Genomic DNA, 26,573 nt, shown 5'->3' on the forward strand with positions numbered 1-26,573 from the left:
GCATTCTCTATTGTAGCGGGTTCACACCGCGCAAGGTAAGCCGTAGGTGCAAACAGCGTGATGTATGCAAACCATAATAGGAGTAGGAGAGCAGCGTGCAGCGAACAGATAAAGTGTGGTGGTGTATAGCGGCCTTTTCAGGCGCCATACTGGTGATGCTAGGCGCCTATGCAGCCCATGGTTTGGCGGCGCGCACCACAGAAGCGATGGTGAGTGCCGTTGAAACCGGTGTGCGTTACCAGGCCTGGCACACGCTGGCCATCATGATCGTGCTGGTATGGCGCCAAGTGCAGCCGCTTGCCGGACAGCGTTGGGTGCTGGCGCTGTGGGCGCTAGGCATGGGCTGCTTTTCAGGCTCGCTCTACCTGATGGCGCTGGCAGGACTGAATCTTGGCATTGTCACTCCCATTGGCGGGCTGCTGTTGATGGCCGGTTGGCTGGCGCTTGGGGTGATAGCGTTATTATGCAGCCGCACTTAACAGGTAAGGGCTATTCGCGCAGAGCAGTTAGATTAAAAGATATAAAACAACCACAGTACCAACGCCTGCCATACCTATCGCGTCCAGTGTCTCTATCACCTCGCCCCGTAAAGGGTAAAGACGGCTACACATAGCTGTGCTTGTATTGCCTAACCTCAATAGCTGCGCTGTGCTGCTAACCCCAATACTGAAAATAGCGATAATGACTTCAAGTGACTCTATCTCAAATAGCACGAGGAGAGCGCTTAGCAAGCTGGTTAAAACTACGCATAACCGAAATGAAAACCATTGTTTGAAAATGCGAGCAGTATCATCCTTATTTATCGAATCCTCAGGTGCTGTCTTTTTTGTTGATAAGAGCCGCCTTTCAAAAAACGGGTGAGTCTTTGATAAAAGAGTTATGAGCATGCCGACGCACCTGAGTTGTGATGAAGCTGAATCAATTTTGCCACTGAATAATTACCGATTACTTACGCGTTTAACTGCTGTTGGGTTGTCGGCACGTTTGGCTAATATCTTGTTCCTGCTGGTAGACAGTACTTGATACGCCAAGCAAACCCAACACGCTGTGAAATAGGTTGTCGTGTGAGGCGGCTTTGTCGGAAATCTGGTGTAAGCAGTCCGTATCTAGCCCTTGCTGCTGTGAAAAGGTGCTGGAAAGCCACCAAACCATAGGCACATGCGTCTGTTCGTCGGGGGCAATGGCGTAGGGAATGCCGTGCAAATAAAGCCCTTTTTCACCCAGTGATTCACCATGATCAGAGAGATAGATCATCGCAGTTGCGTAGTCATCCTGACGATTTAACGTCTCAATTACCTGATTCAACACAGTGTCGGTATATAGAATGGCATTGTCGTAGCTATTGGTAATGGCATCTCTTGAGCACTTCGCTAAATCAGCGGTGGTGCAAGCAGGAACAAAACGTTCGTAGTCAGCAGGGTAACGCTGGTAATAGCTGGGGCCATGGTTGCCTAGCTGATGCAGCACTATCACCTGATCAGTTGGGGTGCTGCTAATTTGCATGGTTAAGGCTTGAACCAGTGCCTCGTCCAAGCAGCGCCCATCTTGGCATAAAGAAGCGTAGTCCTCTGGAGAGAGTGCTTTTGTCGTCACTCCTTCGCAGACGCCTTTGCAGCCCGACTGGTTATCAAGCCAGGTGACCTCTAAACCGGCGTGTGCTAATACGTCCAGTAAGGATTCATGTTGCTGAGCATAGAATTTAACGTAATCGGCACGCCCCGGTAATGAAAACATGCAGGGTAATGAGGCAGCCGTGCTGGTGCCGCATGCGGTAACGTCTGAAAAATTAATAACGTCGGGCTGCTGGGCAAGTTTGGGCGTGGTTTGACGTTCATAACCATTTAACCCCCAATTCACCGCCCGCGCCGTTTCGCCCACCACGATGACGAGCAGCGTGGGTTTGTCACCCACTTGTGAACTGATACGGGCATCTTCTCCCACTGGCGAGCGCACCGTATTTGCGGAAGCGTGCTGGCTGAAAACTGCCTGCGCCATCGAAACAATATAATTGCCTGGAGTCACCAAGTAGCGAAGCTCTTTATTGTTGCGCATGAGTGACGATACTTCTTGATAAGATAAGACGATCGCTAACAGCAATATAGTCGTACTGGCGAGGTAATAAGCTGAGCGGCGCAAAACAGCCTTCTTCCAGGTTGAAGGCGCGATTTTAACTCTCCAAATGATAAGGGTAGGCAAACCAAAAAAGATTGCCAAATGAATCAGCAAGCCAGCTGTAAGAAGCTCCCGTGCTTCGTTAGTATCCGTTTGAAGCACATTGTCTAACATTGAAGTATCAAAATAGGTGCCATAGTAAGTGGTAAAGTAGCTGACGAAGGCGGCTATTAGAAACAGTAAGATTAATAGGGGTTTTACCAATGTTCGAGCAGCAAGGCTAACGAAGACCAAAAAATGAATGCAGGTCATTACCAAAAACATATTGGCGAAGGTAAGCCACGTCTGAACTGCAAGAAGGTCATAGCCAACAAGGGCTTGTTGCCAAAAAAGGGCATTGTAAAAAACACTGAACATGACTACGGCCCATAAGACAAGTTGCTCCATGCTCAAAGTGGGACGATAATGCCCAGCGGTGTAAACAATTTTTAAAGGCAAGGACAACAAAGGGGGCATCGAAAGGCTCTCTATGAACAGATTAATGAACGCGGTGGGGATAAGAATCTTGCAAGAACATTTGGGTGAACAGCACGCATAGCCACTCACACTCACCATCATACAAATGGTCAGCATGACGGAGGCTAACTTCATGTCGGCAGTACACTCGATAACGAAATATTAGGGTCACTATAAAAGGCAAAAACTTAACGAACAGTTATGCGCGTTAATTTATTAACTAGAGTACGTAGGGGCTGCACTGGGCTGCGGCGTTACGCACTGTTTTGGATAGTTTGTTACCGAGATAGCATGACCGGGGGGCGTTGAGGCTTGCCCGTAAACATTAGCTTGTATGGCTTCTACTACCGTGTTGATCTCTGGGCGCCAAAGGATGGTGTCATAAGATTCTCGAGGTACGAAGGCGAGAGATTTTTGCTGGCGTACCAGGGATATTGTGGGGACGTCGAGCGCTGCCGCTAAATGCATAGGCCCTGAGTCTGGTGTCACGAGTAATTGGGCACGCTCCAAAATGGCGGCAAAGTGACGGATAGGAAGAGGTGGGCATAAGCTGCCGTAGAGGGAGGACTTTAAACGCTGCTCAATAGGTGCTAGAAGCCTAAACTCCTCGGGCCCAAGGAAAACGACATAGCGTATTTTGTGGGCTTCCATGGCATCGATGAGCATTAGCCAAAATGCCAACGGCCAACGTTTGTTTTGATGCCCACCTACGAAGATAGCAATAAAGTCAGTATCTGATGGGTGATCGCTATGAAGACTGGTTAGCTGTCTTATCTTCGTCATTGCCTGAGAGCGCTCCTGCTTCGTTAGCTGGAGCAATGGCCGATTACGGCAAGCGACACCGAGCTGATGTGTTAAATTAATGATGGCATCGTAGGCATGTGATGACTTCCCTTCCGCCTCAATGCTGTACCATCGCTGGTGACCTTTACGTGAACCCATGCTATACCGTGCCCCTATTAACTGGGTCACTATAAAACCGCTCGTTGATCCTCCGCTCACTTGTACCGCTAGATCATAACGTTGAGCCCTTAGGTGTCGTAATAATGTCACACACTTCCAAGGACGAAGGATCGCGGATCTCGACAGTAAATAAAAATGGTCAATAGGTCGTTGTTGCAACAGTGGAAAAGTTTTATCCGTCGCTAGATAGTCTATGCGTGCGGAAGGAAAACGTTCACGAAAAGCATCAATGACAGGGGTGCTGATTAGCGCATTTCCCAGACGAAAATTGGGGCGAATAATTAGAATTTTTTCTATACCCACAAGGCTGTCAATGGTTTCTGGCGCAGGCGGTTTGACGATATACCGTATACCTCTCAGTAAATATCGTTTCATTCCTTTTTCTAAACCACGAGCCATTATTTTTAAATAATAGTTTGTTCTAATGAGGGTTAGTAAATGCATGCTCTGGCGCTCTTTTGGCTTTTCCCACGGCGGAAGAGGCAGCATGAGCCTAATAACTTAAAGAAGAGTTAAACTGTGTAAGAGCTTTACAAAAATAGGGTGGTAGGCTTACTGGTTTAGTTTAGACGAAACTACTTTGTGGGTTATAAGTCTCCGTATTTAAGAAAAGCTTAAGTTTTGGCATCCACGATAAAGGTTTGACGATTGAGGAAGCAGAATGCGCGCACTGCTGATAGAAGACGATCCCCTGCTTGGGGATGGCATTAAGACAGCCCTGGAGCGAGAGGGGTATACAGTCGATTGGTTTATGCTTGGGCGTGAAGCAATCAATGCTGTCAATAGCGAGACCTTCAGTGTGATTATTTTGGATCTTGGGCTGCCCGATATGGACGGTATGCAGGTACTGCATTTACTCCGTCAGCAATCAACTCTGCCTATTCTGATTTTGACGGCCCGTGATGCGATGGAAGACCGTATTGGCGGCTTAGATGCTGGGGCGGATGACTATGTACTCAAGCCATTTAATTTGCAGGAGTTGCTTGCCCGTTTGCGTGTCGTAATGCGGCGCGCTGAGGGACGCGCCTCGCAGATGTTGACGCTGGGTGCACTGAGTATTGATGAGGCTCGTCATGCGGTGAGTTGGCGGGGCAAAGACGTAAAGTTGGGCCGACGGGAGTATGCCTTGTTGTTAGAGCTAGCTAGGCATCCCGACAGAGTGCTATCTCGTCCTCGTTTAGAAAGTTTGCTTTACGGTTGGGGCGATGAGATAGAGTCCAATGCGGTGGAAGTTCACATTCATCATCTGCGTAAAAAACTTGAAAAACATTTGATCATTAATGTGCGCGGAATTGGCTACCGGCTGGATAGCCAAGCACAATGATATCGATACGGCGTTATCTACTTCGTACCCTGGCCATTACCATGGTTGTCGCCGGGGGAGTTGCGGTTACCGCGGCCTACTTAATTACGGATCACGAGCTAGAAGAAATTCTCGATACACAGCTTAGTCTGCATAGCCGGATTGTGGCTGGCCAACTCGATCCCAACGCGACCATTGACGACTATGCTCGACTGGCTTCGCGCATGGGCCTTCCAGAACATCCGGCTCAGCTATATCGCGACGGTAACGCAGTGCCCGACAGCAGCTTTGAATCAGGTATCAAGCTTTACCACGAGGAAGAGCTTAAATTAGTACTGGGTTTTTGGAATGCCGATGGCTCACCCAGGCTTCTAGGGGGCAAATGGAATGATGCCGGGCCTTTCCCCGCGCCTTTAGAGGAGGGTTTTCGCTGGGAAAGCTACGATGGTCATCGTTGGCGGGTTTTCAGCATGTTCGATGTTGCCAGCAATACCTGGATCAGCATGGGGCTGCGAGGTTCGTTTCATGATGAAGTGGTGGAGCGCATCACCTGGAACAATTTATTGCCGATGCTCTTTTTGCTTCCACTCCTCCTTTGGCTGATGAGTCGTATTATCCGGCGAGGTATTGCGCCCATTCAAGCGCTTTCCAACCAAGTACAAGGCCGCTCCGCCCACGACCTGCGTAAAATTGATGACCCGGTTCCTCAAGAGCTTAATGAATTACGCCAATCGCTAAACGACTTTATCGCCCGGTTGAAAGAAACGTTAGAGCGCGAGAGGCGCTTTACAGCAGATGCGGCCCATGAATTACGTACTCCCTTAGCAGCGCTGAGAATTCATCTGGATAACGCGCAGGAGGGGGGAGAGCAATCATTAAAAAAGGCTTATATCGGAGTAGAACGGCTGCAGCGGGTGGTAGAACAACTGCTTATTTTGGCTCGTTTGGATCAAGTAGCCAAAACCTCACCGGCCACTATCGATCTCTATCCTATTGTTGCTGAATTGGTAGCAGAGCTATGGCCACTCGCTGAAGAGCGAGATCAGCATTTGAGGCTAACAGGATTAACCCGGCTGGAGGTGCGTGCCGACGAAGTCGAGGTGGGAATTCTCTTTCGTAACTTACTGGATAATGCCTTGCGCTATACGCCAGAAGGCGGCTGGGTGGAGGTAGAATTGGCGCTTGATGAGGGTTTTCCTCAACTTATTGTGAAAGATACTGGCCCCGGACTCCCCGAGGCACTATTGGATAAAGTCACTGAGCGCTTTAGGCGTGCATCTGGCCAGGGCACCACCGGTAGCGGATTAGGTTTATCGATTGTCTCGGAATTAGCCCAGCGACAAAGCGCACGTCTTACGCTTAGCAACCGCACGACCAGTGGGTTAGAGGTCAGTGTGACGTGGTGCCAAAGTCAGCGAGAAACGGAATAATGGGCATTATGCTTGCCCTTAGTTGCCCTGGTTACCAATGTTTTGTACCGAGCTAACCTGAAAAACGCCTGACATCAGTTCCCTAAATTGACCCGTGACAAAAAACAAGTTGAGGTAAATACTGGCTGTTAATGTCTTTTATGACTCTTGTCGTCCTGCTAGCCAGATAACTGTTTAGCCATACACCCCAAGGAAATCGCTCATGAAACGTTTTACCGCTACGGTTTTATCTAGTGCTTTGGTTCTGGGGGCCACCTCGGCCCAGGCGGCACTGCCTGACGAGGCCACGCTGTATAAAAATCCCCAGTGTGGCTGCTGTGATGCTTATGCGCGCCACCTCGAAGAGCTCGGCGTAGAAGTAACGATTATTGATGACGTAGAGCTAGGCGATATCAAGCAGCAGGCGGGTGTGCCCTATGGCCTGGGGTCGTGCCATACCATCGAGATGGGCGAGTATTGGATCGAAGGTCACGTACCGATGGAGGCCGTTCAGGCGTTGTTTGAGCAACAGCCTGATGTTGGCGGTATTGGTTTGGCGGGTATGCCCATTGGCACTCCGGGTATGCCGGGGCCTCAGGATGAACCCTATAACGTCTACGCGTTTAGCGATCAGCAAGATGAGCCGTTCATGACGTTGGCGCCGTAATTGACGGTCCCTTAAGGCTTTTCGGGCAGCGCATAGCTGGCGGTGACATGCACCACAGGGCGCGTTTCGTCGCTGACTGAGAAGAGTTGAACTTCGCCCACTGCTAAGCGGCGGCCGAGTTTGATCAGCTTGGCGTGGGCGATAATGTCATGATCACCTGAGGCTGCGCGGAGGAAGTGGCAGTTTAAGTCGCTGGTCACGGCCATGGGTTCGGGGCCAATCTGCGCCAATATCGCCACGTACACAGCTACATCCGCAAAGCCCATCATGGTGGGCCCGGAAACCCGTGGACCGGGTCGCAGATGCTCGTTGCCTATCTTCAAGCGCAGGGTGGCCGTCATTTCGCCCACGCTCTCTATCTTGCCCATCCGCTGGGGAAACACTTCGTCTAAAAAGTGTTCGATTTGCTCGGCAGTCATTACGGTCATTGTTGTTTTCCTTTATAAAAAAGCCCCGAGGGATGAACCTCGAGGCTGATTACACCATAAAACGAACTTACTATGCCTTATGCACCTGGGCCTTATGCACCTGACGCCACTCGTGCAGTAGCGGCTCGGTGTAGCCGGAAGGCTGTACGCGGCCTTTGAAGATCAGGTCGGAGGCGGCTTTGAAAGCCGTGGAGCCTTCAAAATTGGCGCTCATGGCGGTGTAGGTGGGGTCGCCAGCGTTCTGCTCGTCGACTACCTTGGCCATGCGCTTGAGGGTCTCTTCCACTCGCGGTGCATCGACAATGCCGTGGTGTAGCCAGTTGGCAATGTGCTGGCTGGAGATACGCAGCGTGGCGCGGTCTTCCATCAGGCCTACGTTGTGGATATCCGGCACTTTCGAGCAACCGACGCCGTGCTCTACCCAGCGAACTACGTAGCCGAGAATACCCTGGCAGTTGTTATCCAGCTCCTGCTGCTTCTCTTCATCTGACCAGTTGGCGTTTTCCGCTACTGGCACGGTGAGTAGGTCGTCCAGGTAGTCGGGCTCACCCAACGCTTCCAGCTCGCGCTGAACGTCGGTGACGTTGACCTGATGATAGTGCAGCGCGTGAAGCGCAGCGGCCGTAGGTGAAGGCACCCAAGCCGTGTTGGCACCCGCTTTCGGATGGCCGATTTTCTGCTCTAGCATGTTGTGCATCAGGTCAGGCATGGCCCACATGCCTTTACCAATCTGGGCACGACCGCGAAGGCCGCAGGCAAGGCCCACTTGCACGTTGCTCTTCTCGTAGGCCTGAATCCAAGCGGCGCTTTTCATGTCGCCCTTGCGCACCATGGGACCCGCTTCCATGGCGGTATGCATTTCGTCGCCGGTACGGTCGAGGAAGCCGGTGTTGATAAATGCCACCCGTGAAGCCGCTTCAGCGATACACGCCTTGAGGTTAACGGTGGTGCGACGCTCTTCGTCCATGATACCCATTTTCAGGGTGTCGCGGTTCATGCCCAAAATGTCTTCAACGCGGCTAAACAGCTCGTTGGCGAAGGCAACTTCTTTAGGGCCGTGCATCTTCGGCTTGACGATGTAAACAGAGCCAGTGCGCGAGTTGCGCGGCTGGTCAGCGTCTTTCTTCAGATCATGCAACGCGAGCAGCGAGGTAACCACGGCATCAAGGATACCTTCCGGCAGCTCGTTACCGTTCTCATCCAAAATCGCCGGTGTGGTCATTAAGTGACCCACATTGCGCACGAACATCAGCGAACGGCCGGGTAGCGTGACGCTGCTGCCATCGGTGGTTTGCCAGGTTCGGTCGGCGTTCAGCTTGCGGGTAAACGTCTTGCCGCCTTTTTCGATCTTCTCTTCCAGATCGCCCTTCATCAGGCCCAGCCAGTTACTGTAAACGCCCACCTTGTCTTCTGAATCCACTGCGGCAACGGAGTCTTCGCAATCCATGATGGCGGTCAGGGCGGCTTCCACCACGACATCTTTAACGCCTGCCGGGTCGGTTTTGCCGATGGCGTCGTTAGGGTCGATCTGGATTTCCAGGTGCAGGCCGTTGTTCCCCAACAGAATCGCGTCGGGTTTCGCCGCTTCGCCGTTAAAACCGATCAGCTTGCCGGAATCCTTCAAGCCGGTTTCACGACCACCTTCCAGCGTTACTACCAAGTGCTCATCACGAATGGCGTAGTTCACCGCATCCCGGTGCGAGCCAGTCGCCAGCGGTGCCGCGCGGTCAAGCACGCCACGGGCGTAGGCAATCACTTTGGCGCCGCGTTTCGGGTTAAAGCTGGTGCCTTTCTCCGCGCCATCCTCTTCGGAAATCGCATCGGTGCCGTACAGGGCGTCGTAAAGGCTGCCCCAGCGGGCGTTCGCCGCGTTCAGCGCATAGCGTGCGTTGCTCACCGGCACAACCAACTGCGGGCCTGCCTGAACGGCAACTTCACGGTCAACGTTGGCGGTGGTCGCTTTTACGTTAGCCGGCGCTTCTGCCAGGTAGCCAACCTCTTTCAGGAAGCGACGGTATCCCGGCATATCGGTGACCGGGCCGGGGTTTTCCCGGTGCCATGCATCTAGCTTCTCTTGCAGCGTGTCGCGCTCTTCGAGCAATTGACGATTTTTAGGGGTCAAATCATGAAACAGGGCATCCACACTGGCCCAAAAGGCGTTTTCATCAACACCTGTTCCCGGTAGCGCCTGCTCATTTATAAAACGATCTAGATCGGCTGCCACCTGTAAACGGTGGCGCGTGATACGCTCGCTCATGGGGTTTCTCCTGTGAGGATGCCAGTGGGTGATGTGTTTGCTACGGTCAGCGTAAAATGTATTTATGGAAAATAATTCCACACCTGGCCGGGCATGTAAACAGCGTAGACCCTAATGCGCTAAAATGCTCGACCAAATGACTAGGCATTTGGTTCTGAAAGCGCGAAACATCAGCCGTGCCTAGGTCAAAGGACAATGGCGTTATGGAGAAACATCGATGAGTGATTTCCAACATCTGGAAGGCTTGTTTCGCCACGCCTCGGGCGATACCGCCCTTAGCCGCCTGTTGCCTGGGGAAGTATTGGCAAACGCCATGCAAGACTATTTCCACCACTATGGCTTGGAAGCACTGCTGTTAGATACCAGTGAAGTGCATGCAGGCTTTATCGATACGGGGCGCTTTGCGCTGTGGTGCCAAGTGTGGAGCCCCCCGCAGCCGGTGGGCACTGCCTTTGTGGTACATGGCTATTTCGATCATATGGGGTTATATCGCCATTTGCTTGAACGCCTGCTGGCTAAGGGCTGGCGAGTGGTGCTGTGGGATCTTCCCGGCCACGGCCTTTCCAGCGGTGCGCGGGCGGCAATAGAAGATTTCGATGATTATCAGCACTGCCTGGCTCACTTGCAGATGACTCTAAAGAGCCAAGGCATGGCGCCTGAGCCGTGGTTAGGCGTGGGCCAGAGTACCGGTGGGGCGATTCTGGCTACCGATGCACTCACCCGTCGTGGGGCTTCCGGCTGGTCGGGTTTGGTGCTGCTGGCGCCCCTGGTGCGGCCTTGGGGATGGAGCCAAACCAGCTGGCTGCACTTGATTGCCAGCCCTTTTGTAAAAGAGTTGCCGCGTAAATATCGCCCCAACTCTACCGACGAGCAGTTCACCGAGTTTCTACGCGAGGGTGACCCGCTGCAGCCCGAGCGTTTGAGCGTTGCCTGGGTGAGCGCCATGCGCCGCTGGATGCCTCGCCTACTGGCCCAGGAGCCCAACCCGCTGCCTACCCTGATACTCCAGGGCGAGCAGGATTTGACCGTTGATTGGGAGTGGAATTTAGCGATTTTGGCGAAGAAGTTTCCCAATGCCGAAATTCACCGCCACCCGGAAGCTCGCCACCACTTGGTAAATGAGGCAGATCCCATTCGTGAAGTGCTGTTTGAAGCGCTGGATAATTTTGTAGATGGGTTTGTCGATAGTGTTAGTAAATAACGTCGGCAATTCCAGACCCTAGAGGCATCCCTGGATCTAGGGCCCTGTTCTACCCTCTCAATGAGCCCTGCTTTACCCCCAGGGCGGTGTGCCGCCGAGCTGATTTACCATGAAGTCTACAAAGCAGCGTACCTTTGGCGAGAGGTAGCGGCTGGCTGGATAGAGAATATAGAGGCCTTGCTCAGGGGGGCGGTATGTCGGCATTATTTCAATCAAGCGCCCAGCCTTGAGATCCGCACTGACTACGAAGGTCGGGGTTAGAGAAATGCCCATGCCCGCAAGCAGCGCTTCTCGCAGGGCGATGCTGCTATTGGCGGTCAGGGTTGCTTTCACTCGCTGTTCGATAGTCTGCCCTGCATAGCCAAGGCGCCACACTTCCGGTGCGGCGCCCAGGCTGTAGAGCAGGCATTTATGCTCAGAAAGTGCTTGAGGTGTTGTCGGTTCGCCGAATCGCTCGAGATAGCCTGGCGAGGCGCACAATACGCGATGAATGCTTTGTAGTCGGCGTGCGATCAGTGATGAATCTTCCAGTGGGTCACCGGCACGTAAGGCGACGTCGAATCCTTCCTCCACCAACGCTACGCGGCGGTCATTCATAACCAGTTCGATGTTGATTTCCGGGTAGCGCTCGGCAAATACGGGGATCAAAGGCGCGATATGCAAAAGCCCCAGCGACATGGGGCAGTTGATCTTAAGAGATCCCCGCGGGATTGCTTGGTGAACTCCCAACGCTAGCTCGGTTTCTTCAATGTCGTCGAGGATGCAGGCGCAGCGTTCGTAGTACGCCCGCCCCGCATCGGTAAGGCTCAGCCGCCGGGTGGTACGCGTCAACAGCGTTACCCCAAGGCTGGCCTCCAGTTCCGCTACCTGTTTACTCACAGCGCCGTTGGAGAGCCGCTGGTCGTTCGCGGCCGCAGAAAAGCTCTGCAGCTCTACGACTCGCCGAAAGGTGCGCATTGCCGTCAGCTTATCCATGCATTGTTTCCAGTAAGGAAAATATCATTTTCGAATACTACTGATTATCTCTATTTAAACAAAGCTTATCCTGGGATTCATGGCGTCGACGAGATCGCCTACTCAGAACGTATTCGAATAGCAACGCATGGAGAATCACGATGACCCGGGTACTAGTCCTTTATTATTCAACCTATGGCCATATCGAGACGATGGCTGACGCTGTAGCGAAAGGCGCGGCCAGCATCCCTGGCACTGAAGTGACCATCAAGCGCGTGCCAGAACTGATGCCAGAAGAGGTCGCCCTCAAGGCGGGGGCTAAATTGGATCAGTCTGCGCCTATCGCCGAGCCGAGTGAACTGGCTGATTACGATGCCATTATTTTCGGCACGCCCACTCGCTTTGGCAATATGGCCTCCCAGATGCGCAATTTCTTAGATCAAACCGGTGGACTCTGGGCTAAGGGGGCGCTTATCGGCAAAGTTGGTGCAGCATTCACTTCCACCGCGAGTCAGCATGGAGGTCAAGAGAGCACCCTATTGTCCTTCCATACCACCTTGTTACACCACGGCATGGTCATCGTGGGGGTACCTTATTCTTGTCCCGACCTTACGACGATGGACGAGATCAGCGGAGGCACACCCTATGGCGCATCAACCTTGGCGGCGACAGATGGCTCGCGGCAGCCGTCGGCGGTAGAGCTGCGCATTGCTGAATTTCAGGGTCAGCACGTGGCATCCATTGCGCGTTCGCTCAGTTCACACAACGATTAGAGGGGGAGGTGAGACATGCATCCATTAAAGGTGGTGTTTGTGCACGATGTTGTTTGCGGTTGGTGTTACCTTCTCTCTCCCCGGCTGCACTCGCTTGCGAAGCAGTTGAACCTGGATGTGCATCACCAGTGCTTTACGCTTCAAGCAAGTAGAGAAGCCATGCTAGAAGCCTTCGGCTCTATGGGTGATGCCAAAGAAACAATTCTCGGTCATTGGGAAAAATGCGTTGCCGCAGAGGATACCCCGCGTATCAACATTGATGGTATGCGTGCCCAAACCTTCGAGTATCCTCACGGGATGCCTGGCGCGCTGGCGTGTAAGGCGGCTGAAATGCAGGCAGGTCAACAAGGGCACTGGCGTATGTTTGATCGTGTTCAGTACGCGCACCTGACGGAGAGCCGCAATATCGGTGATAGCCAGGTGCTGCGATCACTGGCTGAAGAAATCGGGCTCGACATGGTTCGTTATGATCTAGACGTGCTCTCGGAAACAACTCAGCAGGCGGTGGAAAAGGATCACCACCTCGCGTCCAAGTTGGGAGTTCAGTCGGTGCCGACATTGATTGTTGAAGACAGATGGCTGATTAATGGTGCGCAACCGATAGAAAGCCTGCGTCTCCAGTTACAGGAAGTCCGCCAGCATATTGGCTGAATTTGTCGAGAGATTGCTGACGTTTTAACGTGAGGCTAGGGTCATAATTGAGCGCCCCGGCCCCACGCTTGCTCACATTACTGGGCGTTCAGGAAGTCCTCTACATCGAGCAGTATTAGCTCATTATCATCGGCGCGGCCTTGCTGGCGGCCAATCGAGAAAGGGTAGTTGTTGTCATTGGCGACCACGATGGTGCTCTCATCGACACGATCCACGTTCTCAATGGTCACAAAAGGAAAGTTAAAGGTGTCGTTGATCGTGCCACGGGGGGCGATGCCGTCTGGATCCTGAATGTTCATCAGGTCGATATAGGCGATTTTCTCAAGCACACCCTGCTCATTTGTGCGGTTGAGATCGACGAGATAGATGCGTTTGAACTCGGCAGGGTTGTCCGCCCACTCTTCTCGCGGATCGCCTTGGCGGCTATCACGCTCAATGATTAAGCCGCGAGTTCCGCCAATGAGGTTGAAATCGCCAATAGCATGATCCGCTGACTCCAAGGGGTAGTAGCGGGTTGCGTCGCCCCATTCGCCGGTTTCAGTATGGAGCTCGAACATTCTTAATACGGGGGTGCCATCAATCGTTTCCGGGGCGTTGGCGTTGCTGTCCCAGACTGGCTTTTCCAATAAGGGGTAAAGGGTTGTTTGGTCTTCGGAGAGCGCCATGCCCTCGTAGCCACCGGAGCGAAACACTCTCACATCATCAGCGAGAGGCGCGCCAGGGTTCGGGGTGAGGGCAAAGGCATTGTCGGGGGAGCGCATCAGCGTCCCACCAGGATTGGTGGCCAGCACTTGCAGCACTTCGCCCGTATTATTGACCTGGATAATCCAGGGGCCGAACTCATCGCCAATCCAGTAGCTATCGCCCACCGGCTGTATCGATTCAATATCGAAATCAGCTCCGGTTAAAAAACGACCAGGTGTAGCTTCATTCATAATCGGGAAGGGCACCTTGCGGTTGGGATCCGATAGTTGAACGGTTTCCTCGATGATGACGCGCCCAGTGTCCCAGTCAGTCTTTATGATGTTAAACATCAGAATGACGTCGGAGGAGTTCGCCTTGGAGCCAAAGCCGTTATCGGTCAACACCAGGAAACGGTCATTGCCAAGTGAGCGAATACCTGAAAAACCCTGCAAAGGCTGGCTGGGGAAGGGTAGCGCTAAGCCGGTGGCTTGCATGTTCGTATACAACTGCTCAACGCGGCCCTCTTGGCCAGTAAAACGGCCTGAGACGTTATAGTGCTCAGCGGCACCGGAAGGAGCTGCCACAAAGGTGCTGCCGGGTAGCTGGGCATGGCCGGACAATGTGGCGGGAAAACTCTGCTGGGCGTGTGCCGCACTGGTAAACGCAAAGGCGAGTAGAGCAGTCGCTAGTAACGGCTTTGTCATCACTATTTCACCATTTCGGAGGAAAAATTAGGGCAGGTGCAGCTTTTGCTAATTTTCATCCGTAATAGTGATAGTTGAATGACAAAGTGCAGACGTTTTAATGGCAGCAGGGTTTCACGTCGAGTCTGGCCCTGAGTCGTAAAATACGTCTTGCTCAACGGGCGTAAATATTAATAAATGGTGTGGCTTTCAAATACATTATTCAAAGAGGAAATGGCAATGGGATCATCGGTCAAAAAGGTACTGGTCTTTGCAGGCAGTGCCCGAGAAGCGTCACTGAACAAGCAGCTAGCCAAGCTGGCCGCCAAGCGTATTGAGGCGCTTGGCGGGGAAGCAACCTTTATCGATTTAAAAGATTATCCCTGCCCACTGTTTGATGAAGATATTGAAGCCCGGGGCGTGCCGGAGAATGTGCTGAAGCTGCGTGAGATTCTGGCGGATCACCAAGCGGTGATGATCGCTTCGCCGGAGTACAACGGCTTTATCACGCCGCTGCTGAAAAACACACTGGACTGGCTATCACGTCCCTATCAGGATACGCCGGGGCTCAAGTTATTTGCCGGTAAGTGGGCAGCGCTGGTGGCGGCTTCCCCTGGTGGGCTAGGTGGCATCCGTGCGCTACCGCTTGGTCAGCAACTGTTAGCCAATCTGGGGTTGGTCGTGCTGCCACAGCCATTGTCGCTGGCGAAAGCGGGCAGCGCTTTCAATGATAGTGGCGCGTTACACGATGAAACCACGGGGCAGAAGCTGGATGCGCTGTGTCAGCGCCTAGTGGATTCACTGGCCGCCACGCACTAACCGCCCAGTGGCTTTCGGGGGCTTACGCCCCCTTTAGCATCCGATCCAGCTGTCGGTATCCAATCGCCTCAATTAGATGCGGCTGGGTGGGTTTGGGTTCGCCCTGAAGGTCGGCAAGGGTCAGGGCTACACGTAGTACGCGGTGATAGGCGCGGGCGGAGAGCTTGAGCTTTTCCAGCACGCCCGCGAGCCAGGCGCGCTCTTCATCGTTAAGCGCGCAGGCGGCTTCCAGGGCTTTGCCGCTTAGCTGGCTATTCAGCGCGCCACGGGCCATTTGGCGTTCTCGGGCGGCCATCACCCGCTCGCGCACGGCTTCTGACGACTCGCCTTGGGTTTGTGCGGTGAGCTGCTCTGGCGGCAGCGCGGGCACTTCCACTTGCAGATCGATACGGTCTAGCAATGGCCCGGAAAGCCGTGCTTGATAACGCTGGATTTGGCTGGCGGTACACTGACAGCGCTGGCGTGGGTCGCCCAAGTGGCCGCAGGGGCAGGGATTCATTGCGGCTACTAACTGAAATTGAGCAGGGTAGCGACGTTCATGACTGGCGCGTGCGAGATGAATCTCGCCGGTTTCCAGCGGTTGCCGAAGTACCTCTAGCACATGGCGGGAAAACTCCGGCAGCTCATCCAAGAACAGCACGCCGTGGTGGGCCAGCGAAATCTCACCGGGTTTGGGTTTTGAGCCGCTGTCATTTTCAGCAATTGATGCGACCCTCAGGGCGTAATATCGGGCTATTATGGTAGTCTGTACAGGATTGAGTGCGACAGAATTAATAGCAATTGATGCGACAGGTCTTGTTTTATTCAACATTTGGTGCGACTGCCCATGCCACTGCCTACATCCGTTCGTAAAATCGGCCCTACCCGACGAAGTGTGTCTGGCTACTATGCCTTTCGCGGGGAGGAGTCTATTGCGTTCGAGTCGACGCTCGAACGTGATTTCCTCATCAAGGCTGACTTTGATGTGAGCGTCCTTGGTGTGATATCCCAGCCGTGCGAGATCCCGTTTCATCATCCCGTGACCGGTAGGCGCTACACCTACACACCTGACTATTTGGTTTATTACCGTCTCGGTAACCGTCATTACAGGGATTACCCAAAACCTCTCCTGGTGGAGGTCAAACCACGGGAAAAGTGGCAAGCACATTGGCGTGAATGGTCGCCTAAATGGAAGGCGGCGATACGGCATGCCAACAATGAGGGCTGGGCGTTTCGCATTCATGATGAAAGCCGCATTCGTGATAAGACCTTGGACAACATTACCTTCCTAGCGCGCTATAAACGGATGGTGTTTCCTTCTGTCGAAAGCCAGGCAGTCCTCAACACGGTGAGGGAAATGGGGGTGGCGACCTTGGATTACCTGCTTTCTCGGCACTTTATGGGCGATATTTACCGGGCAGAGGGGATTGCGCATTTATGGCATCTACTGGCGACTCGGCAGTTAGATTGCGATATGGCCCAATCCTTCAGTCCTCTATCAGAGGTATGGGTACCCGATTATGAATAACCATCGTGGCAGCGCAACTGAACCCAATAACGGCGTCGCCCAAACACGCCAACACTTGCAGATTATGGTGGGTGAGCAGGTTCAGAAAGATGGCACCGTTTACCGAATTTCCCAGGTGCTCGATTTTGAGACAGTCATTGGCATTGCCGTTGAGTCCGGGCGTAGTTGCCCGCTTCGCATCAAAGAACTAGCGCCTCTCAATAGCGGGTCCGTATCCCCTGAGCAGGATATGTCCGAGATTGGGGATGCCGATTGGCGGGAGGCCGAGCATCGCTTTTCCATCATTAAGCCCTTGGTGGATCGCCATACGGTGGGGCGGGATGCAGCGGAGGAGCGTGCGAAACAAACGGGGGTTGATACGGCTACGATCTACCGTTGGTTGAAGCGGTATAAAGCGACGGGCTCGGTGCTTGCATTGATTCCTCAAAAGCCAGGGTGGAAGAAGGGAAAGTCGCGTATTCCCGCGCATGCCGAGGCAGTGATTCAGGAAGTCATCAAAGAGGTGTATTTGACGCTGCAGCGTCCGTCCGCACAAAAAGCGGTACAGGAAGTCATGCGGCGCTGCCATGAACGGCGCATCGACCCGCCGAGCCCTGGTACCGTTCGTGCTCGTCTGCGTGATATCCCAGAGCGTGACCGGTTGCGTGGCCATGGTTTTAGAGACAAAGCCATTAACAAGTTCCAGCCGGCTGCCGGAAAATTTCCCAATGCGGACTATCCGTTAGCCGTTATGCAGATTGACCACACGCCTGCCGATATTATTTTGGTCGATGACGTGTATCGCAAGCCGATTGGTCGCCCATGGATTACGTTGGCCATGGACGTGTTTACTCGCATGGTCACGGGGTATTACTTGTCGTTTGACCCGCCCTCTGAAACATCTGTCGGCATGTGTGTGGCGCACTCCATGCTTCCTAAAGATGAGTGGTTGCTACTGCATAATGTGGAGGCTGAGTGGCCGGTATGGGGCACACCCGCCACGATTCATGTCGATAACGGCCCAGATTTTCGCTCTGAGACGTTTCGGCGCTCATGCCTAGCCTATGGGGTCAACCTTGAGTTTCGGCCTGTTAAGCAGCCTCGTTATGGTGGCCACATTGAGCGGGTACTGGGCTCTCTTCTAAAGGAAATCCATAACCTGCCTGGGACGACCTTCTCCTCCATTAAAGAGAAAGAGGGATACGATCCAGAGAAGCACGCGGCCATGACGAAAAGCGAGTTTGAAGAGTGGCTGGTGACGTTGATTTGCAAGGTTTACCACCAGCGCCTTCATTCTGGGATTGGTATGTCGCCGATGAAAAAGTGGGAAATTGGTGTGTTTGGCAATGCGGATGTGCAGGGAGTGGGATTAGCGCCGAGGCCTGCTGACAGGCTCTCTGTATTGCTCGATTTTTTGCCCAGCTTTCAGCGTACGATCCAGACCTTTGGTGTGACCATCGATGGCATAAACTATTACGATGAAGCGCTAAGACCTTGGATCAATGCCAAAGATCCAGACATGCCAGACAAGAAACGCACCTTTGTTTTCCGGCGCGACCCTCGCGACATTAGTGTCATTTGGTTCAAAGACCCGGAGCTCGGGCACTATTTTCGCGTGCCCTTTGCCAATCTTGCCCTCCCCTCGATGAGTGTTTGGGAGTATGCCCAAGCTAAAGCGCGCCTTCGGCAGGAAGGAAGAAGCTCGGTCAATGAGACTGAAATTCTACGCGCTATTAGTGAGCTGCGAACCCATGTGGAGGAGTCGCAAGCACGTACTAAGCGAAGTCGCCGTCAGGCACAACGACGTAAAGAGCATGAGAAGAAGGTGACGCCTGCAGATCCCCTTTTACATGCGCCCTCAACTGCGGCCCCTAAAGAGACACCCGCTCAAGGGGACGGTCTTTTAACGGGTGATATCGATGTGAACTGGGACATAGCATGAGCACACACCTTCATCCTGATCTTCGTCACGTCTTGGGGCTGTCCGCTAAAGAGCGAATGGAGTTTATGGATCAACCGCGCTGGTTGGGCTATCCATTGGCCAATCGTGTCATTGAGGTCATGCGTGGGTTGATGGAGAAGCCCAGTCGTCCTCGTATGCCTAACCTCTTGCTCGTGGGTGACTCCAACAACGGAAAGACAACCATCGTTCAACGGTTTCGTAAGCAGTACGGTGAAGGCTACGTGAATGAAGACGTAGAGCCCGTGAAGCCTGTTGTTGTCACTCAGGCTCCCCCGAGTGCCGATGAGAAAAGTCTGTATATCGCAGTGCTAGAGAGTTTCTGGGCTCCCTACCGGCCTACAGATCCTGTTCCCAAGCTGCGCTACCAGGTGATTCATCAACTGCGTGCTTGCCATACGCGCTTACTGATCATCGATGAGTTTCACTCTCTGTTAACCGGTGGTGCTGTTAAGCAGCGCGAAACGATGAATGCCATTAAGCTTTTATGCAATGAGCTAATGATTCCCATCGTTGGTGTGGGGACGCAAGATGCTGTGCGTGTGCTGCATTCAGACCCACAGCATGCGAGTCGCTTTGATGTGGTCGCGTTACCAAAGTGGGAGCTCAATCAGGAGTTTCAGAAGCTGCTCGCTGGCTTTGAGAAGATATTACCTCTCAAACATCCTTCCCAACTGCATGAGCCCCAATTGGCGACCCAGCTCCACGCGATTTCTGGCGGTAATTTGGGTGACCTGCACCGGCTGCTGATTGAGTGTGCAAATGCCGCTATTTTGTCTGGAGCTGAGTGCATCGATGAGAAAATTATTCAGAGTAAATCATGGGTGCGGCCCACCCGTGGCATTAGGGAAGTGATGCTGTAATGACCTGGGCGCTGAGTGTGCCCCTGCTGCCTGAGGAGTCCCTTTCATCATGGCTCGTTCGGGCGGCGTTGCGACAGGGGTGTGATCCTTTGTCGCTCACCGGGGCTATTTGGCCAACATGGCGTATATGGACGAGGGACATTGATAGGGAAATACCCCTCGCAAGAATGCGCCCATTAGTGAATGCCTCGGGGATATCTTCCGCTAAGTTTCAGAAAGCGGGGATGCGGGACGATTGTGAGAAAGTGGTCGGTTACTCGTTACCGGAAACCCGGACTTGGCCCTGGTTGTTGGCACTCGGCAGCCGAAATCGAACCCGCCATGGAGGACAACAGGTATGCACGTTGTGCTTGGCAGAGGACTCAACCCCCTACTTGCGCCGGCACTGGCGATTCGCTTGGCACACTGGGTGCCGCTTTCATGGGGTGCAGCTGGTAGATGAGTGCCCAGCATGCAAGGCCCCTATAGAGCCCCATCGCCTGACAGCGGAAGATCAACATTTAGCTCAATGCAGCCGGTGTCATAACGATTTTAGAAAGGCGGTATGCACGTCGCCTTTACCTGAAGCGTTCAGTGTTCAAGTGATGGCTGATCGTGTGTTAGAACAGGATAAGGTGACGTTTAGGCAGGCCTCTATCGCACCCGCCGATTGGTTTTCTATGGTGGCCTTTTTTATTGGCGTTATACGGCGTGCAAGTCGGCGGCCTGTGTCACCCCTGGCCGATGCGCTTCTTTCATTGGGCATTTCGGTTACGGATTGCCGAATGCCTGTGTCTGGCCTGGCGTTTGAGCTGCTGGCTGTCAGCGAGCGTAGTGCCTTATTGGTAGCGTTGGAACGCTTGCTCAGTATGGGCCTTGAAGAAACGTTCAGCGTTCTGGTCGCGTGCAATGTCAAAACGAGCGCGCTTCATGATCCCCGAAGGTCGCCCCCCGTTGTGTTGTTGCCGCTGCTATCACGGTTATCTCACCACCCTCATGGGCCGCATCGCCGCCGTGTTCCCCCGGCTTGTCGCCCCATGTCGGAACGCGCTGTTAGAGCCTCATGGGCGCGTTTAAAACGCAGAATGAAAGCGGAGCCAACCTCTTGAATCAACACCAAACGGTCGACTGCCATGAGTGTGGCCGAGAAGTCTCCAAATTGTGGCGACGCCATAAAGGGCACGGCTACTGTTCAACTTGCTATGCTCGTGTGTTTAAGCGGCGGATGTGCCCACGATGTGGTGAGTTAGCCCGTCTGCCTAAGAATGACCCAGACGCCGTCTGTCGTCAGTGCAACGTTGACAAACCGTGTGCACGATGTGGAAAAGCCAGTTCAGACTACAACATCGGCAAGGTCACTCCCTACGGCCCTGTCTGTATCGCCTGCGCTCCCTATTTCAAAGAACCAGAGCCCTGCGAGGCGTGTGGGAAAGCATCTCAACGTCTTACCCGAGTGGCGCGTATGGGGCATGATCATCGCTTATGTCCACGCTGTTCGACAGCAGACCACGGTACCTGTTCTGCATGTCGTCGACATCGTTTATTGGTGGTGGCACCCAACGGGGATGCGTTGTGCAAAGCCTGTAATGAGCAAGGGGAAATTGCCTGCCCATCGTGTGGTAATCCCATGCCAGCGGGTCGAGGTGATGCCTGTGAGCCCTGCTATTGGACGCGAACATGCCGTAAACGCATCACCATTGGCCAAGCCGGTATCACTACCAAAGCGTTAAGTGAGGCCTTTGGGGAATTTGGTGAATGGCTGATTCGTATCACTGGGCCGCATAAGGCTGCCCTCAAGATCAATCATTTCTTCTCGTTCTTCCTTGAGCTCGACCAGGCATGGTCACGGATACCGAGCTATTCGGAGCTACTTCATCACTTCGGGGCGGAGGGCTTGCGGCGTGTGAGGCTTCCCATGCGATGGTTGCATGAAGAGCAAGGGGTAGAGCCGGATCACCAAGCAAAGCGGATCGACTCAGAGAAAAGACGTATTCAAGCGTGTCTCAGTTCTATGCCGTTCGCTTCGCTATCAGACCAAGTGCTGCAAGCCTATTGGCTGCAATTGGAAACCCGTATAGAGGCGGGCAAAACGTCCCACACCTCCGCACGACTTGCACTAAGAGCGGCAGCCGCATTGCTACTCGCTACTGACCGGGAGGGGCAGCGACTGCCTCAACAGGGCGATGTGGACAACTATTTGCATGCGGTGCCCGGACAAGCAGCCTCGGTCACGGGGTTTACTAATTTCTTAAATCGCCAACATGCCACCACGTTGGCTCCTCGGGTGGATGTAAAACGGGCAAGAAAGCGGCGAAAAGAAACACTAGCCCGCACCCTGATGACGATGGCCCGGTGTGCTGATCAAGGAGAGGCCTGGAGGGAGGCATGGATCGTTGCTGCCATGGAGTATTTCCATGACACAAAATTAACGCAGAAAATGCTTCGACAACAGACCGTAGAGCGGACGACAGACGGGATACAGGTGGTAGTGGGTGGCGTTACCTACTGGCTGCCTCTGGATATTGAGTGCTAAGACACTGATAGCGCGCAGTCACTTGGAGGGCCCCGCGACTCTGTAGGCGAATGTCGCCCCGCCGTTTGGACGGGGCTATGGCTCTCTACCTATATGCCAGGGCTCAACGGGGTGCCAAAAGGCGTGTCATGACCGTTGAGATGACGTCAAAACCAGGTCTTCATAAATGCCCTTGATAGCCTTCTCTTCTGGGCTGTGGCGCTGTGGCTCCTGTTCCTGCTTTGGATGTAGTGGGGTTATAAGCCCGTTAGAGAGTGACAGGACATCGCTGAGCTGCTCGTAATCGAGGTTTACGTTATCGACATTGTATTGGTTAAGGCGTGTCATGGTCTCTGTGAGTGCGGTCATACTGTGCTCTTCTTCTCCAAGCGGCGGAAAGGCTTGAATCAGCGGCTGACCGCCTTCCCAACCTATCTTGATCGGCTGATTGATGATGTTGACTTGGGTGCCGGGTGGAATGCGGTCAAATATAGATTCGATGTCTTTGGGTAACATGCGGATACAACCTCGGCTTGCGCGCATGCCAATGCCATCGGGCTGGTTGGTGCCGTGAATCAAATAGCCATCGAAGCCTAGGATGATGGCATGGTCTCCTAGCGGGTTATCGGGGCCGGGCGGTACAACGCTTGGTGCGGTTTCGCCGCGTGCTTCCGCTTCACGTTTTACCGACTCAGGCGGGTACCATGCGGGGTTTTTAATGTTCATGGTGGTCTCGGTCACACCAAGGGGTGTATCAAACCCTTCGCGACCGATGCCGATAGGATAGGTCTCAACGCGCGGTGTCTCACCGGTTTTGACATCTGGGTAGTAGTAAAGCCGCAGCTCGGCGATATTGATGACGACCCCAGTACGCTCGACATTCGGCAGGATGAAGCGTCCTGGAATGGTTACTTCAGTACCCACTCCGGGCACCCAAATACTGACCTCTGGGTTAGCACGTACAATCTCCTGTTAGCCAAGGTTGTGACGTCTGGCAATATCAATCAGAGTATCCTCGTAATTCTTCACGATGAAGGTGTCAGCCTCTCCGATAATATTGCCTTCCTCAGGTAGCGGGTAATGCCCCTTGGGCCATTCCGTCTCCTGGGCAGTGGAAGGTTGTGCCGCCATGGCGACAGGGAGCCATGCCAGAAACGAAACCATCACACTCACGATGAAGCCGATCTGCATTGGCCATGGGAGGAATCTCTTAAGTATTGCTGCGTTCTTTGCCAAGAGCATCGCTAGGTTCCTTTTTCATCTAATGCGTCGTTTTTTGATCGAGATAAGTTCAGTTGTAACCCGAGCAGTGTCAGCACCGCAGCGAGTATCCAAGCGGGGCCACTACCGGTGCGTGTGAAAGGAGTTAGGCCCTGCATCGGGGTCACCTCGCCCGTTAAACTGGCCTGTTCAAACTGTGGGGCACGGGCTGTGACGTGACCTTGTGAATCGATGATGGCCGTCACGCCATTACTGGTAGCTCGAAGTAGGTGACGACCATTTTCTAAGGCACGTAGACGCGCCATTTGAAGATGTTGGTGTGGGCCAATGGAACGCCCAAACCACGTATCGTTGGAAACCGTTAATAGCAGCTCGGCATTACGCGCCTGCTGGGCGACATGGTCGGCAAAAATGATTTCGTAACAAATGGCATTGCCAATGGTGGCTCCAGCCACGTGTAACGGAGCCTGTTCGCCTGACCCTGGGGTCAGGCGAGGTACTGGCAAGTCGAAAAAAGCAAGGGTGCCAGCGAGGAGACTTTGGAATGGCAAATACTCGCCAAAGGGCACCAAGTGCGCCTTCTGGTATTCGCCCTGCACATCATTTAGCCCTATGACGCTGTTATAAGAGCGCCCTTCACTGTCGCGTTGCAAAATGCCGGTCAACAAGGCGGTGTCAGGCCCCAGGTCGGACGCTACTTGCTCAAGTATTTGCTGTGCTTCCTGCTCAAGCATGGGAAGGGCTGCCTCGGGCCAAACGATGAGATCGATATCCCTTGCTTGCTCCCGTGTCATCGCCGTGTAGATACTGATCGCCTCGCGCTGCCCTTGGGCAGTCCACTTAATGCGCTGGTCAAGATTCCCTTGCAGCAATGCCACCCGGATGGGCTTGCCAGCCGGGGTTGTCCATTGGGCGGGCAATAGGAATGGAACGATCCACAAGGCGGCCATTGGGACAAGGAAACTCCAGCGGCGACGCAGTACCTCTACCCCTAACGTACCTGTCAGCGCGGTCATGAGTGACAGCAAGTACACACCACCAACGGGCGCCCATGGGGCTAGTGGAGAATCAATCTGAGAGGTGCCCAGCAATAACCAGGGAAAGCCGGTGAGCATCCAAGTGCGTAGCCATTCGCTCACCACCCACATACCGGCAAAGCTAAGAAAGGCGAACCGTGGCCCCGTGATGCGTCGATAGAGCCCAAAGGGGACTGCAAAGAAGAGCGCCAGGACGCTGACAAAAAGAGTGGTGAGGAACATCGCCACCAAGGCCCCGGTGCCACTGAAATCGTGAATAGCAACGAAGACCCACGACGTGCCTGAACCGAACAGGCCTACCCCATAGCACCACCCACGCAGGGTGGCCATGGCGGGCGTTAGCAACTGTATCTTCCAATAGACCAGTGCCACGGCCACTGGGCCAAGCCACCATAGGGAAAAGGGGGCGGCACTCAAGGTGGTCAGCACCCCAGCGGCGAGCGCTACAACGCAATCGACTATTGGTGAGGAGCGCCCAGCAAAAAGCGTATATTCTTTATCTTTATCGACCACATCCATAGCGTTACTCAGAGCGCTTAAAAGCAGGACTTTCACGCCATAACGCCACCGCGAACATCAATACACCGGCAAATAGCGCGATATCGGCCATGTTAAAGGCGGGCCAATGCCATTCGCCCCAGTAAATGTCCAGATAGTCGACGACGTACCCTCGCGCTAAGCGATCAACAGTATTACCGAGCGCGCCGCCAAGAATCAGGCTGTACGCACAGGCCTCCAAGCGCGACAGGGGTTTGCATAGCTGCACAACCAATACGACGACCACCACCAACGCTAAACCAAGAAAGAGGTAGCGCTGCCAACCCCCTGCTTCTGCGAGAAAGCTGAAAGCGGCTCCTGTGTTCCCGGTATAAACCCAGTTAAAAAACGGCGTTAGCGGAATGACTTGGCCAAACGACATCTGAGCATGCACAATTTCCTTGACCAGTTGATCGGCTAGAGCCATCACGCAAGCTAATGTGAACCATGGCCAGCGACGTGAAGGGCTATCGTGTTGCACTGTTCTCATGAGGTTACTTTTCCTTGTGACAGGCCTGTCATTGCGGTACTGGGCGAAAAGCGGTAACCCAGCAGTCGCATGGCGTTCAACGTCACCAGGACGGTAGCACCGGTATCGGCCATCACCGCAATCCACATGCCGGTAATACCCAGCGCCGTTGTAACTAGGAAAATGGCTTTTAAGCCAAGGGCGAGAACAACGTTGGTTTTCACATTGCGCAGCGTGGCACGAGATAGGTCTATCAGCTCAGCGATGCCGGTAACGCGGTTCTTGAGCAAGGCTGCATCGGCGGTTTCCAACGCCACATCCGTGCCGCCCCCCATCGCGATACCCACATCGGCTGCCGCGAGTGCCGGTGCATCGTTGATGCCATCGCCTACTTTACCGATGGGGCCACGGCCAGCCGCTTGCCAGTCTCGAACATACGCTGCCTTGTCTTCAGGCATTAGTTCGCCGTACGCTTCAATGCCTAAGCGACCCCCCGTGGCAGCGACGGTGCGGGCATTATCACCGCTGAGCATGACCGCCTGTACGCCTAAACGGGATAGCGCCGCTAGGCCTTCAATGGCATCTTCGCGTGGCTCATCGCGAACCGCGATCAAGCCCAGTAAACGCTCGCCTTCGACGAGGAGAGCGAGGCTCTTACCGGCTTCTTCTAACGCGACAATCCGAGCACTGAGACTTTCCTCAAGGATGACTTTCTCGTGAAGGTGACGAGGCGTCATTAAGCTCAGCTCGCGACCCTCCACCTGGCCGGAAACACCGCGCCCCGCCAGAGCGCGGCCGCCGGTGACGGTGGGGAGGTTGATGCCCGACTGTCGGGCATGCTCAACGATAGCCGTGGCGATAGGGTGACTGGAATCCCGCTCTATTGCGGCGGCGAGCCGCAATACGCTGTTATCGTCTTCCTCAGCAATCCAAGACTCCACATCTGTGACTCTTGGGGTACCCGCAGTGAGGGTGCCCGTTTTATCTAATGCCACCAAGCGAAGCTTACCTAACTGTTCAAGAACGGCTCCCCCTTTGATCAGTAGTCCGCGCCGAGCTCCCGCCGAGAGACCGGCGGCGATGGCGGCT

Annotated in this window: 22 protein-coding genes and 2 pseudogenes; 13 read left to right on the top strand and 11 right to left on the bottom strand. The window is 53.9% G+C overall.

Features of this window, described 5'->3' with window-relative positions; all coding sequences use genetic code 11:
- Positions 1–95 precede the first annotated feature (95 nt).
- On the top strand, positions 96–479 hold the full coding sequence (locus HALA3H3_RS09140) for a DUF423 domain-containing protein (protein ID WP_022521267.1): 384 nt from the start codon (positions 96–98) through the stop codon (positions 477–479).
- A gap of 478 nt (positions 480–957) precedes the next feature.
- Here the strand turns inward: HALA3H3_RS09140 and HALA3H3_RS09150 are convergent, their stop codons facing one another.
- Both HALA3H3_RS09150 and HALA3H3_RS09155 read right to left on the bottom strand, forming a co-directional pair.
- Complete coding sequence (locus tag HALA3H3_RS09150) at positions 958–2,628, bottom strand: phosphoethanolamine transferase (RefSeq protein ID WP_053856939.1); 1,671 nt, start codon at positions 2,626–2,628, stop codon at positions 958–960.
- A gap of 216 nt (positions 2,629–2,844) precedes the next feature.
- Positions 2,845–4,035 carry a glycosyltransferase family 9 protein gene (locus tag HALA3H3_RS09155; protein WP_022521269.1) on the bottom strand — a complete coding sequence of 397 codons (1,191 nt, stop codon included), beginning with the start codon at positions 4,033–4,035 and terminating at the stop codon, positions 2,845–2,847.
- 217 nt (positions 4,036–4,252) lie between these two features.
- On the opposite strand from HALA3H3_RS09155, the gene HALA3H3_RS09160 reads away from it, so the two are divergent.
- The 3 genes from HALA3H3_RS09160 to HALA3H3_RS09170 all read left to right on the top strand — a co-directional run bounded on the left by HALA3H3_RS09160 (position 4,253) and on the right by HALA3H3_RS09170 (position 6,970).
- Positions 4,253–4,915 (top strand): response regulator, encoded by a 663-nt coding sequence (locus HALA3H3_RS09160; protein WP_009286204.1) that lies wholly within the window; start codon positions 4,253–4,255, stop codon positions 4,913–4,915.
- Positions 4,912–6,324: an ATP-binding protein gene (locus HALA3H3_RS09165; RefSeq protein WP_022521270.1), complete on the top strand. Its 1,413-nt coding sequence runs from the start codon at positions 4,912–4,914 to the stop codon at positions 6,322–6,324. The genes HALA3H3_RS09160 and HALA3H3_RS09165 overlap by 4 nt, the downstream gene beginning before the upstream one ends.
- Before the next feature lie 202 nt (positions 6,325–6,526).
- Positions 6,527–6,970, top strand: a complete 444-nt coding sequence (locus HALA3H3_RS09170) for a DUF411 domain-containing protein (RefSeq protein ID WP_022521271.1) — start codon at positions 6,527–6,529, stop codon at positions 6,968–6,970.
- 11 nt (positions 6,971–6,981) lie between these two features.
- Here the strand turns inward: HALA3H3_RS09170 and HALA3H3_RS09175 are convergent, their stop codons facing one another.
- Complete coding sequence (locus tag HALA3H3_RS09175; protein WP_022521272.1) at positions 6,982–7,398, bottom strand: PaaI family thioesterase; 417 nt, start codon at positions 7,396–7,398, stop codon at positions 6,982–6,984.
- A 70-nt stretch (positions 7,399–7,468) separates the two neighbouring features.
- Positions 7,469–9,655: a malate synthase G gene (locus tag HALA3H3_RS09180; protein ID WP_022521273.1), complete on the bottom strand. Its 2,187-nt coding sequence runs from the start codon at positions 9,653–9,655 to the stop codon at positions 7,469–7,471.
- 217 nt (positions 9,656–9,872) lie between these two features.
- On the opposite strand from HALA3H3_RS09180, the gene HALA3H3_RS09185 reads away from it, so the two are divergent.
- Positions 9,873–10,856: an alpha/beta hydrolase gene (locus HALA3H3_RS09185; protein WP_022521274.1), complete on the top strand. Its 984-nt coding sequence runs from the start codon at positions 9,873–9,875 to the stop codon at positions 10,854–10,856.
- Between the two features lie 72 nt (positions 10,857–10,928).
- On the opposite strand, the gene HALA3H3_RS09190 is transcribed toward HALA3H3_RS09185, so the two are convergent.
- Entirely contained in the window at positions 10,929–11,831 is a 903-nt protein-coding gene (locus tag HALA3H3_RS09190; protein ID WP_009286202.1) for a LysR family transcriptional regulator, read from the bottom strand.
- 140 nt (positions 11,832–11,971) lie between these two features.
- Here HALA3H3_RS09190 and wrbA point away from each other — a divergent pair, with 140 nt between their 5' ends.
- Together wrbA and HALA3H3_RS09200 are read left to right on the top strand one after the other, a co-directional pair.
- Positions 11,972–12,583 (top strand): NAD(P)H:quinone oxidoreductase, encoded by a 612-nt coding sequence (gene wrbA, locus HALA3H3_RS09195; RefSeq protein ID WP_022521275.1) that lies wholly within the window; start codon positions 11,972–11,974, stop codon positions 12,581–12,583.
- A gap of 15 nt (positions 12,584–12,598) precedes the next feature.
- Entirely contained in the window at positions 12,599–13,234 is a 636-nt protein-coding gene (locus tag HALA3H3_RS09200) for a DsbA family oxidoreductase (protein WP_022521276.1), read from the top strand.
- A 77-nt stretch (positions 13,235–13,311) separates the two neighbouring features.
- On the opposite strand, the gene HALA3H3_RS09205 is transcribed toward HALA3H3_RS09200, so the two are convergent.
- Positions 13,312–14,622 carry an esterase-like activity of phytase family protein gene (locus tag HALA3H3_RS09205; protein WP_022521277.1) on the bottom strand — a complete coding sequence of 437 codons (1,311 nt, stop codon included), beginning with the start codon at positions 14,620–14,622 and terminating at the stop codon, positions 13,312–13,314.
- A gap of 219 nt (positions 14,623–14,841) precedes the next feature.
- On the opposite strand from HALA3H3_RS09205, the gene HALA3H3_RS09210 reads away from it, so the two are divergent.
- Positions 14,842–15,420 (top strand): NADPH-dependent FMN reductase, encoded by a 579-nt coding sequence (locus HALA3H3_RS09210; protein WP_022521278.1) that lies wholly within the window; start codon positions 14,842–14,844, stop codon positions 15,418–15,420.
- 22 nt (positions 15,421–15,442) lie between these two features.
- Here HALA3H3_RS09210 and HALA3H3_RS09215 read toward each other — a convergent pair.
- Positions 15,443–16,105, bottom strand: a pseudogene (locus tag HALA3H3_RS09215) (ATP-binding protein); the annotation flags it as partial.
- 141 nt (positions 16,106–16,246) lie between these two features.
- On the opposite strand from HALA3H3_RS09215, the gene HALA3H3_RS09220 reads away from it, so the two are divergent.
- From HALA3H3_RS09220 to HALA3H3_RS09240, 5 genes are all read left to right on the top strand, one after another.
- On the top strand, positions 16,247–16,927 hold the full coding sequence (locus HALA3H3_RS09220) for a heteromeric transposase endonuclease subunit TnsA (protein ID WP_022521280.1): 681 nt from the start codon (positions 16,247–16,249) through the stop codon (positions 16,925–16,927).
- Positions 16,920–18,848 carry a Mu transposase C-terminal domain-containing protein gene (locus HALA3H3_RS09225; protein WP_022521281.1) on the top strand — a complete coding sequence of 643 codons (1,929 nt, stop codon included), beginning with the start codon at positions 16,920–16,922 and terminating at the stop codon, positions 18,846–18,848. The genes HALA3H3_RS09220 and HALA3H3_RS09225 overlap by 8 nt, the downstream gene beginning before the upstream one ends.
- Entirely contained in the window at positions 18,845–19,729 is an 885-nt protein-coding gene (locus HALA3H3_RS09230; protein ID WP_022521282.1) for a TniB family NTP-binding protein, read from the top strand. The genes HALA3H3_RS09225 and HALA3H3_RS09230 overlap by 4 nt, the downstream gene beginning before the upstream one ends.
- Positions 19,729–20,817 carry a TniQ family protein gene (locus HALA3H3_RS27840; RefSeq protein ID WP_081139052.1) on the top strand — a complete coding sequence of 363 codons (1,089 nt, stop codon included), beginning with the start codon at positions 19,729–19,731 and terminating at the stop codon, positions 20,815–20,817. The genes HALA3H3_RS09230 and HALA3H3_RS27840 overlap by 1 nt, the downstream gene beginning before the upstream one ends.
- A gap of 518 nt (positions 20,818–21,335) precedes the next feature.
- Positions 21,336–22,241, top strand: a complete 906-nt coding sequence (locus HALA3H3_RS09240) for a hypothetical protein (protein WP_016916423.1) — start codon at positions 21,336–21,338, stop codon at positions 22,239–22,241.
- Between the two features lie 126 nt (positions 22,242–22,367).
- Here HALA3H3_RS09240 and HALA3H3_RS09245 read toward each other — a convergent pair.
- The 4 genes and pseudogenes from HALA3H3_RS09245 to HALA3H3_RS09260 all read right to left on the bottom strand — a co-directional run.
- A pseudogene (locus HALA3H3_RS09245) lies at positions 22,368–23,411 on the bottom strand (L,D-transpeptidase family protein).
- A gap of 53 nt (positions 23,412–23,464) precedes the next feature.
- Entirely contained in the window at positions 23,465–24,997 is a 1,533-nt protein-coding gene (lnt, locus tag HALA3H3_RS09250; protein ID WP_022521287.1) for an apolipoprotein N-acyltransferase, read from the bottom strand.
- A gap of 4 nt (positions 24,998–25,001) precedes the next feature.
- Positions 25,002–25,505, bottom strand: a complete 504-nt coding sequence (gene lspA / locus HALA3H3_RS09255; RefSeq protein WP_022521288.1) for a signal peptidase II — start codon at positions 25,503–25,505, stop codon at positions 25,002–25,004.
- Positions 25,502–26,573: HAD-IC family P-type ATPase (locus tag HALA3H3_RS09260; RefSeq protein ID WP_144410451.1), on the bottom strand; the 1,072-nt coding region annotated here is incomplete at its 5' end. The genes lspA and HALA3H3_RS09260, both read right to left, overlap by 4 nt.

The sequence above is a fragment of the Halomonas sp. A3H3 genome (genome assembly GCF_000982975.1).
Classification (GTDB): Bacteria; Pseudomonadota; Gammaproteobacteria; order Pseudomonadales; family Halomonadaceae; genus Vreelandella; species Vreelandella titanicae.

What these genes read in the sequence shown, in the direction of transcription:
- HALA3H3_RS09150 (WP_053856939.1), bottom strand. Translation starts at nt 2,628, where the DNA reads ATGCCCCCTTTGTTGTCCTTGCCTTTAAAAATTGTTTACACCGCTGGG.
- HALA3H3_RS09155 (WP_022521269.1), bottom strand. Translation starts at nt 4,035, where the DNA reads ATGCATTTACTAACCCTCATTAGAACAAACTATTATTTAAAAATAATG.
- HALA3H3_RS09160 (WP_009286204.1), top strand. Translation starts at nt 4,253, where the DNA reads ATGCGCGCACTGCTGATAGAAGACGATCCCCTGCTTGGGGATGGCATT.
- HALA3H3_RS09165 (WP_022521270.1), top strand. Translation starts at nt 4,912, where the DNA reads ATGATATCGATACGGCGTTATCTACTTCGTACCCTGGCCATTACCATG.
- HALA3H3_RS09170 (WP_022521271.1), top strand. Translation starts at nt 6,527, where the DNA reads ATGAAACGTTTTACCGCTACGGTTTTATCTAGTGCTTTGGTTCTGGGG.
- HALA3H3_RS09175 (WP_022521272.1), bottom strand. Translation starts at nt 7,398, where the DNA reads ATGACCGTAATGACTGCCGAGCAAATCGAACACTTTTTAGACGAAGTG.
- HALA3H3_RS09180 (WP_022521273.1), bottom strand. Translation starts at nt 9,655, where the DNA reads ATGAGCGAGCGTATCACGCGCCACCGTTTACAGGTGGCAGCCGATCTA.
- HALA3H3_RS09185 (WP_022521274.1), top strand. Translation starts at nt 9,873, where the DNA reads ATGAGTGATTTCCAACATCTGGAAGGCTTGTTTCGCCACGCCTCGGGC.
- HALA3H3_RS09190 (WP_009286202.1), bottom strand. Translation starts at nt 11,831, where the DNA reads ATGGATAAGCTGACGGCAATGCGCACCTTTCGGCGAGTCGTAGAGCTG.
- wrbA (WP_022521275.1), top strand. Translation starts at nt 11,972, where the DNA reads ATGACCCGGGTACTAGTCCTTTATTATTCAACCTATGGCCATATCGAG.
- HALA3H3_RS09200 (WP_022521276.1), top strand. Translation starts at nt 12,599, where the DNA reads ATGCATCCATTAAAGGTGGTGTTTGTGCACGATGTTGTTTGCGGTTGG.
- HALA3H3_RS09205 (WP_022521277.1), bottom strand. Translation starts at nt 14,622, where the DNA reads ATGACAAAGCCGTTACTAGCGACTGCTCTACTCGCCTTTGCGTTTACC.
- HALA3H3_RS09210 (WP_022521278.1), top strand. Translation starts at nt 14,842, where the DNA reads ATGGGATCATCGGTCAAAAAGGTACTGGTCTTTGCAGGCAGTGCCCGA.
- HALA3H3_RS09220 (WP_022521280.1), top strand. Translation starts at nt 16,247, where the DNA reads ATGCCACTGCCTACATCCGTTCGTAAAATCGGCCCTACCCGACGAAGT.
- HALA3H3_RS09225 (WP_022521281.1), top strand. Translation starts at nt 16,920, where the DNA reads ATGAATAACCATCGTGGCAGCGCAACTGAACCCAATAACGGCGTCGCC.
- HALA3H3_RS09230 (WP_022521282.1), top strand. Translation starts at nt 18,845, where the DNA reads ATGAGCACACACCTTCATCCTGATCTTCGTCACGTCTTGGGGCTGTCC.
- HALA3H3_RS27840 (WP_081139052.1), top strand. Translation starts at nt 19,729, where the DNA reads ATGACCTGGGCGCTGAGTGTGCCCCTGCTGCCTGAGGAGTCCCTTTCA.
- HALA3H3_RS09240 (WP_016916423.1), top strand. Translation starts at nt 21,336, where the DNA reads ATGCCAGCGGGTCGAGGTGATGCCTGTGAGCCCTGCTATTGGACGCGA.
- lnt (WP_022521287.1), bottom strand. Translation starts at nt 24,997, where the DNA reads ATGGATGTGGTCGATAAAGATAAAGAATATACGCTTTTTGCTGGGCGC.
- lspA (WP_022521288.1), bottom strand. Translation starts at nt 25,505, where the DNA reads ATGAGAACAGTGCAACACGATAGCCCTTCACGTCGCTGGCCATGGTTC.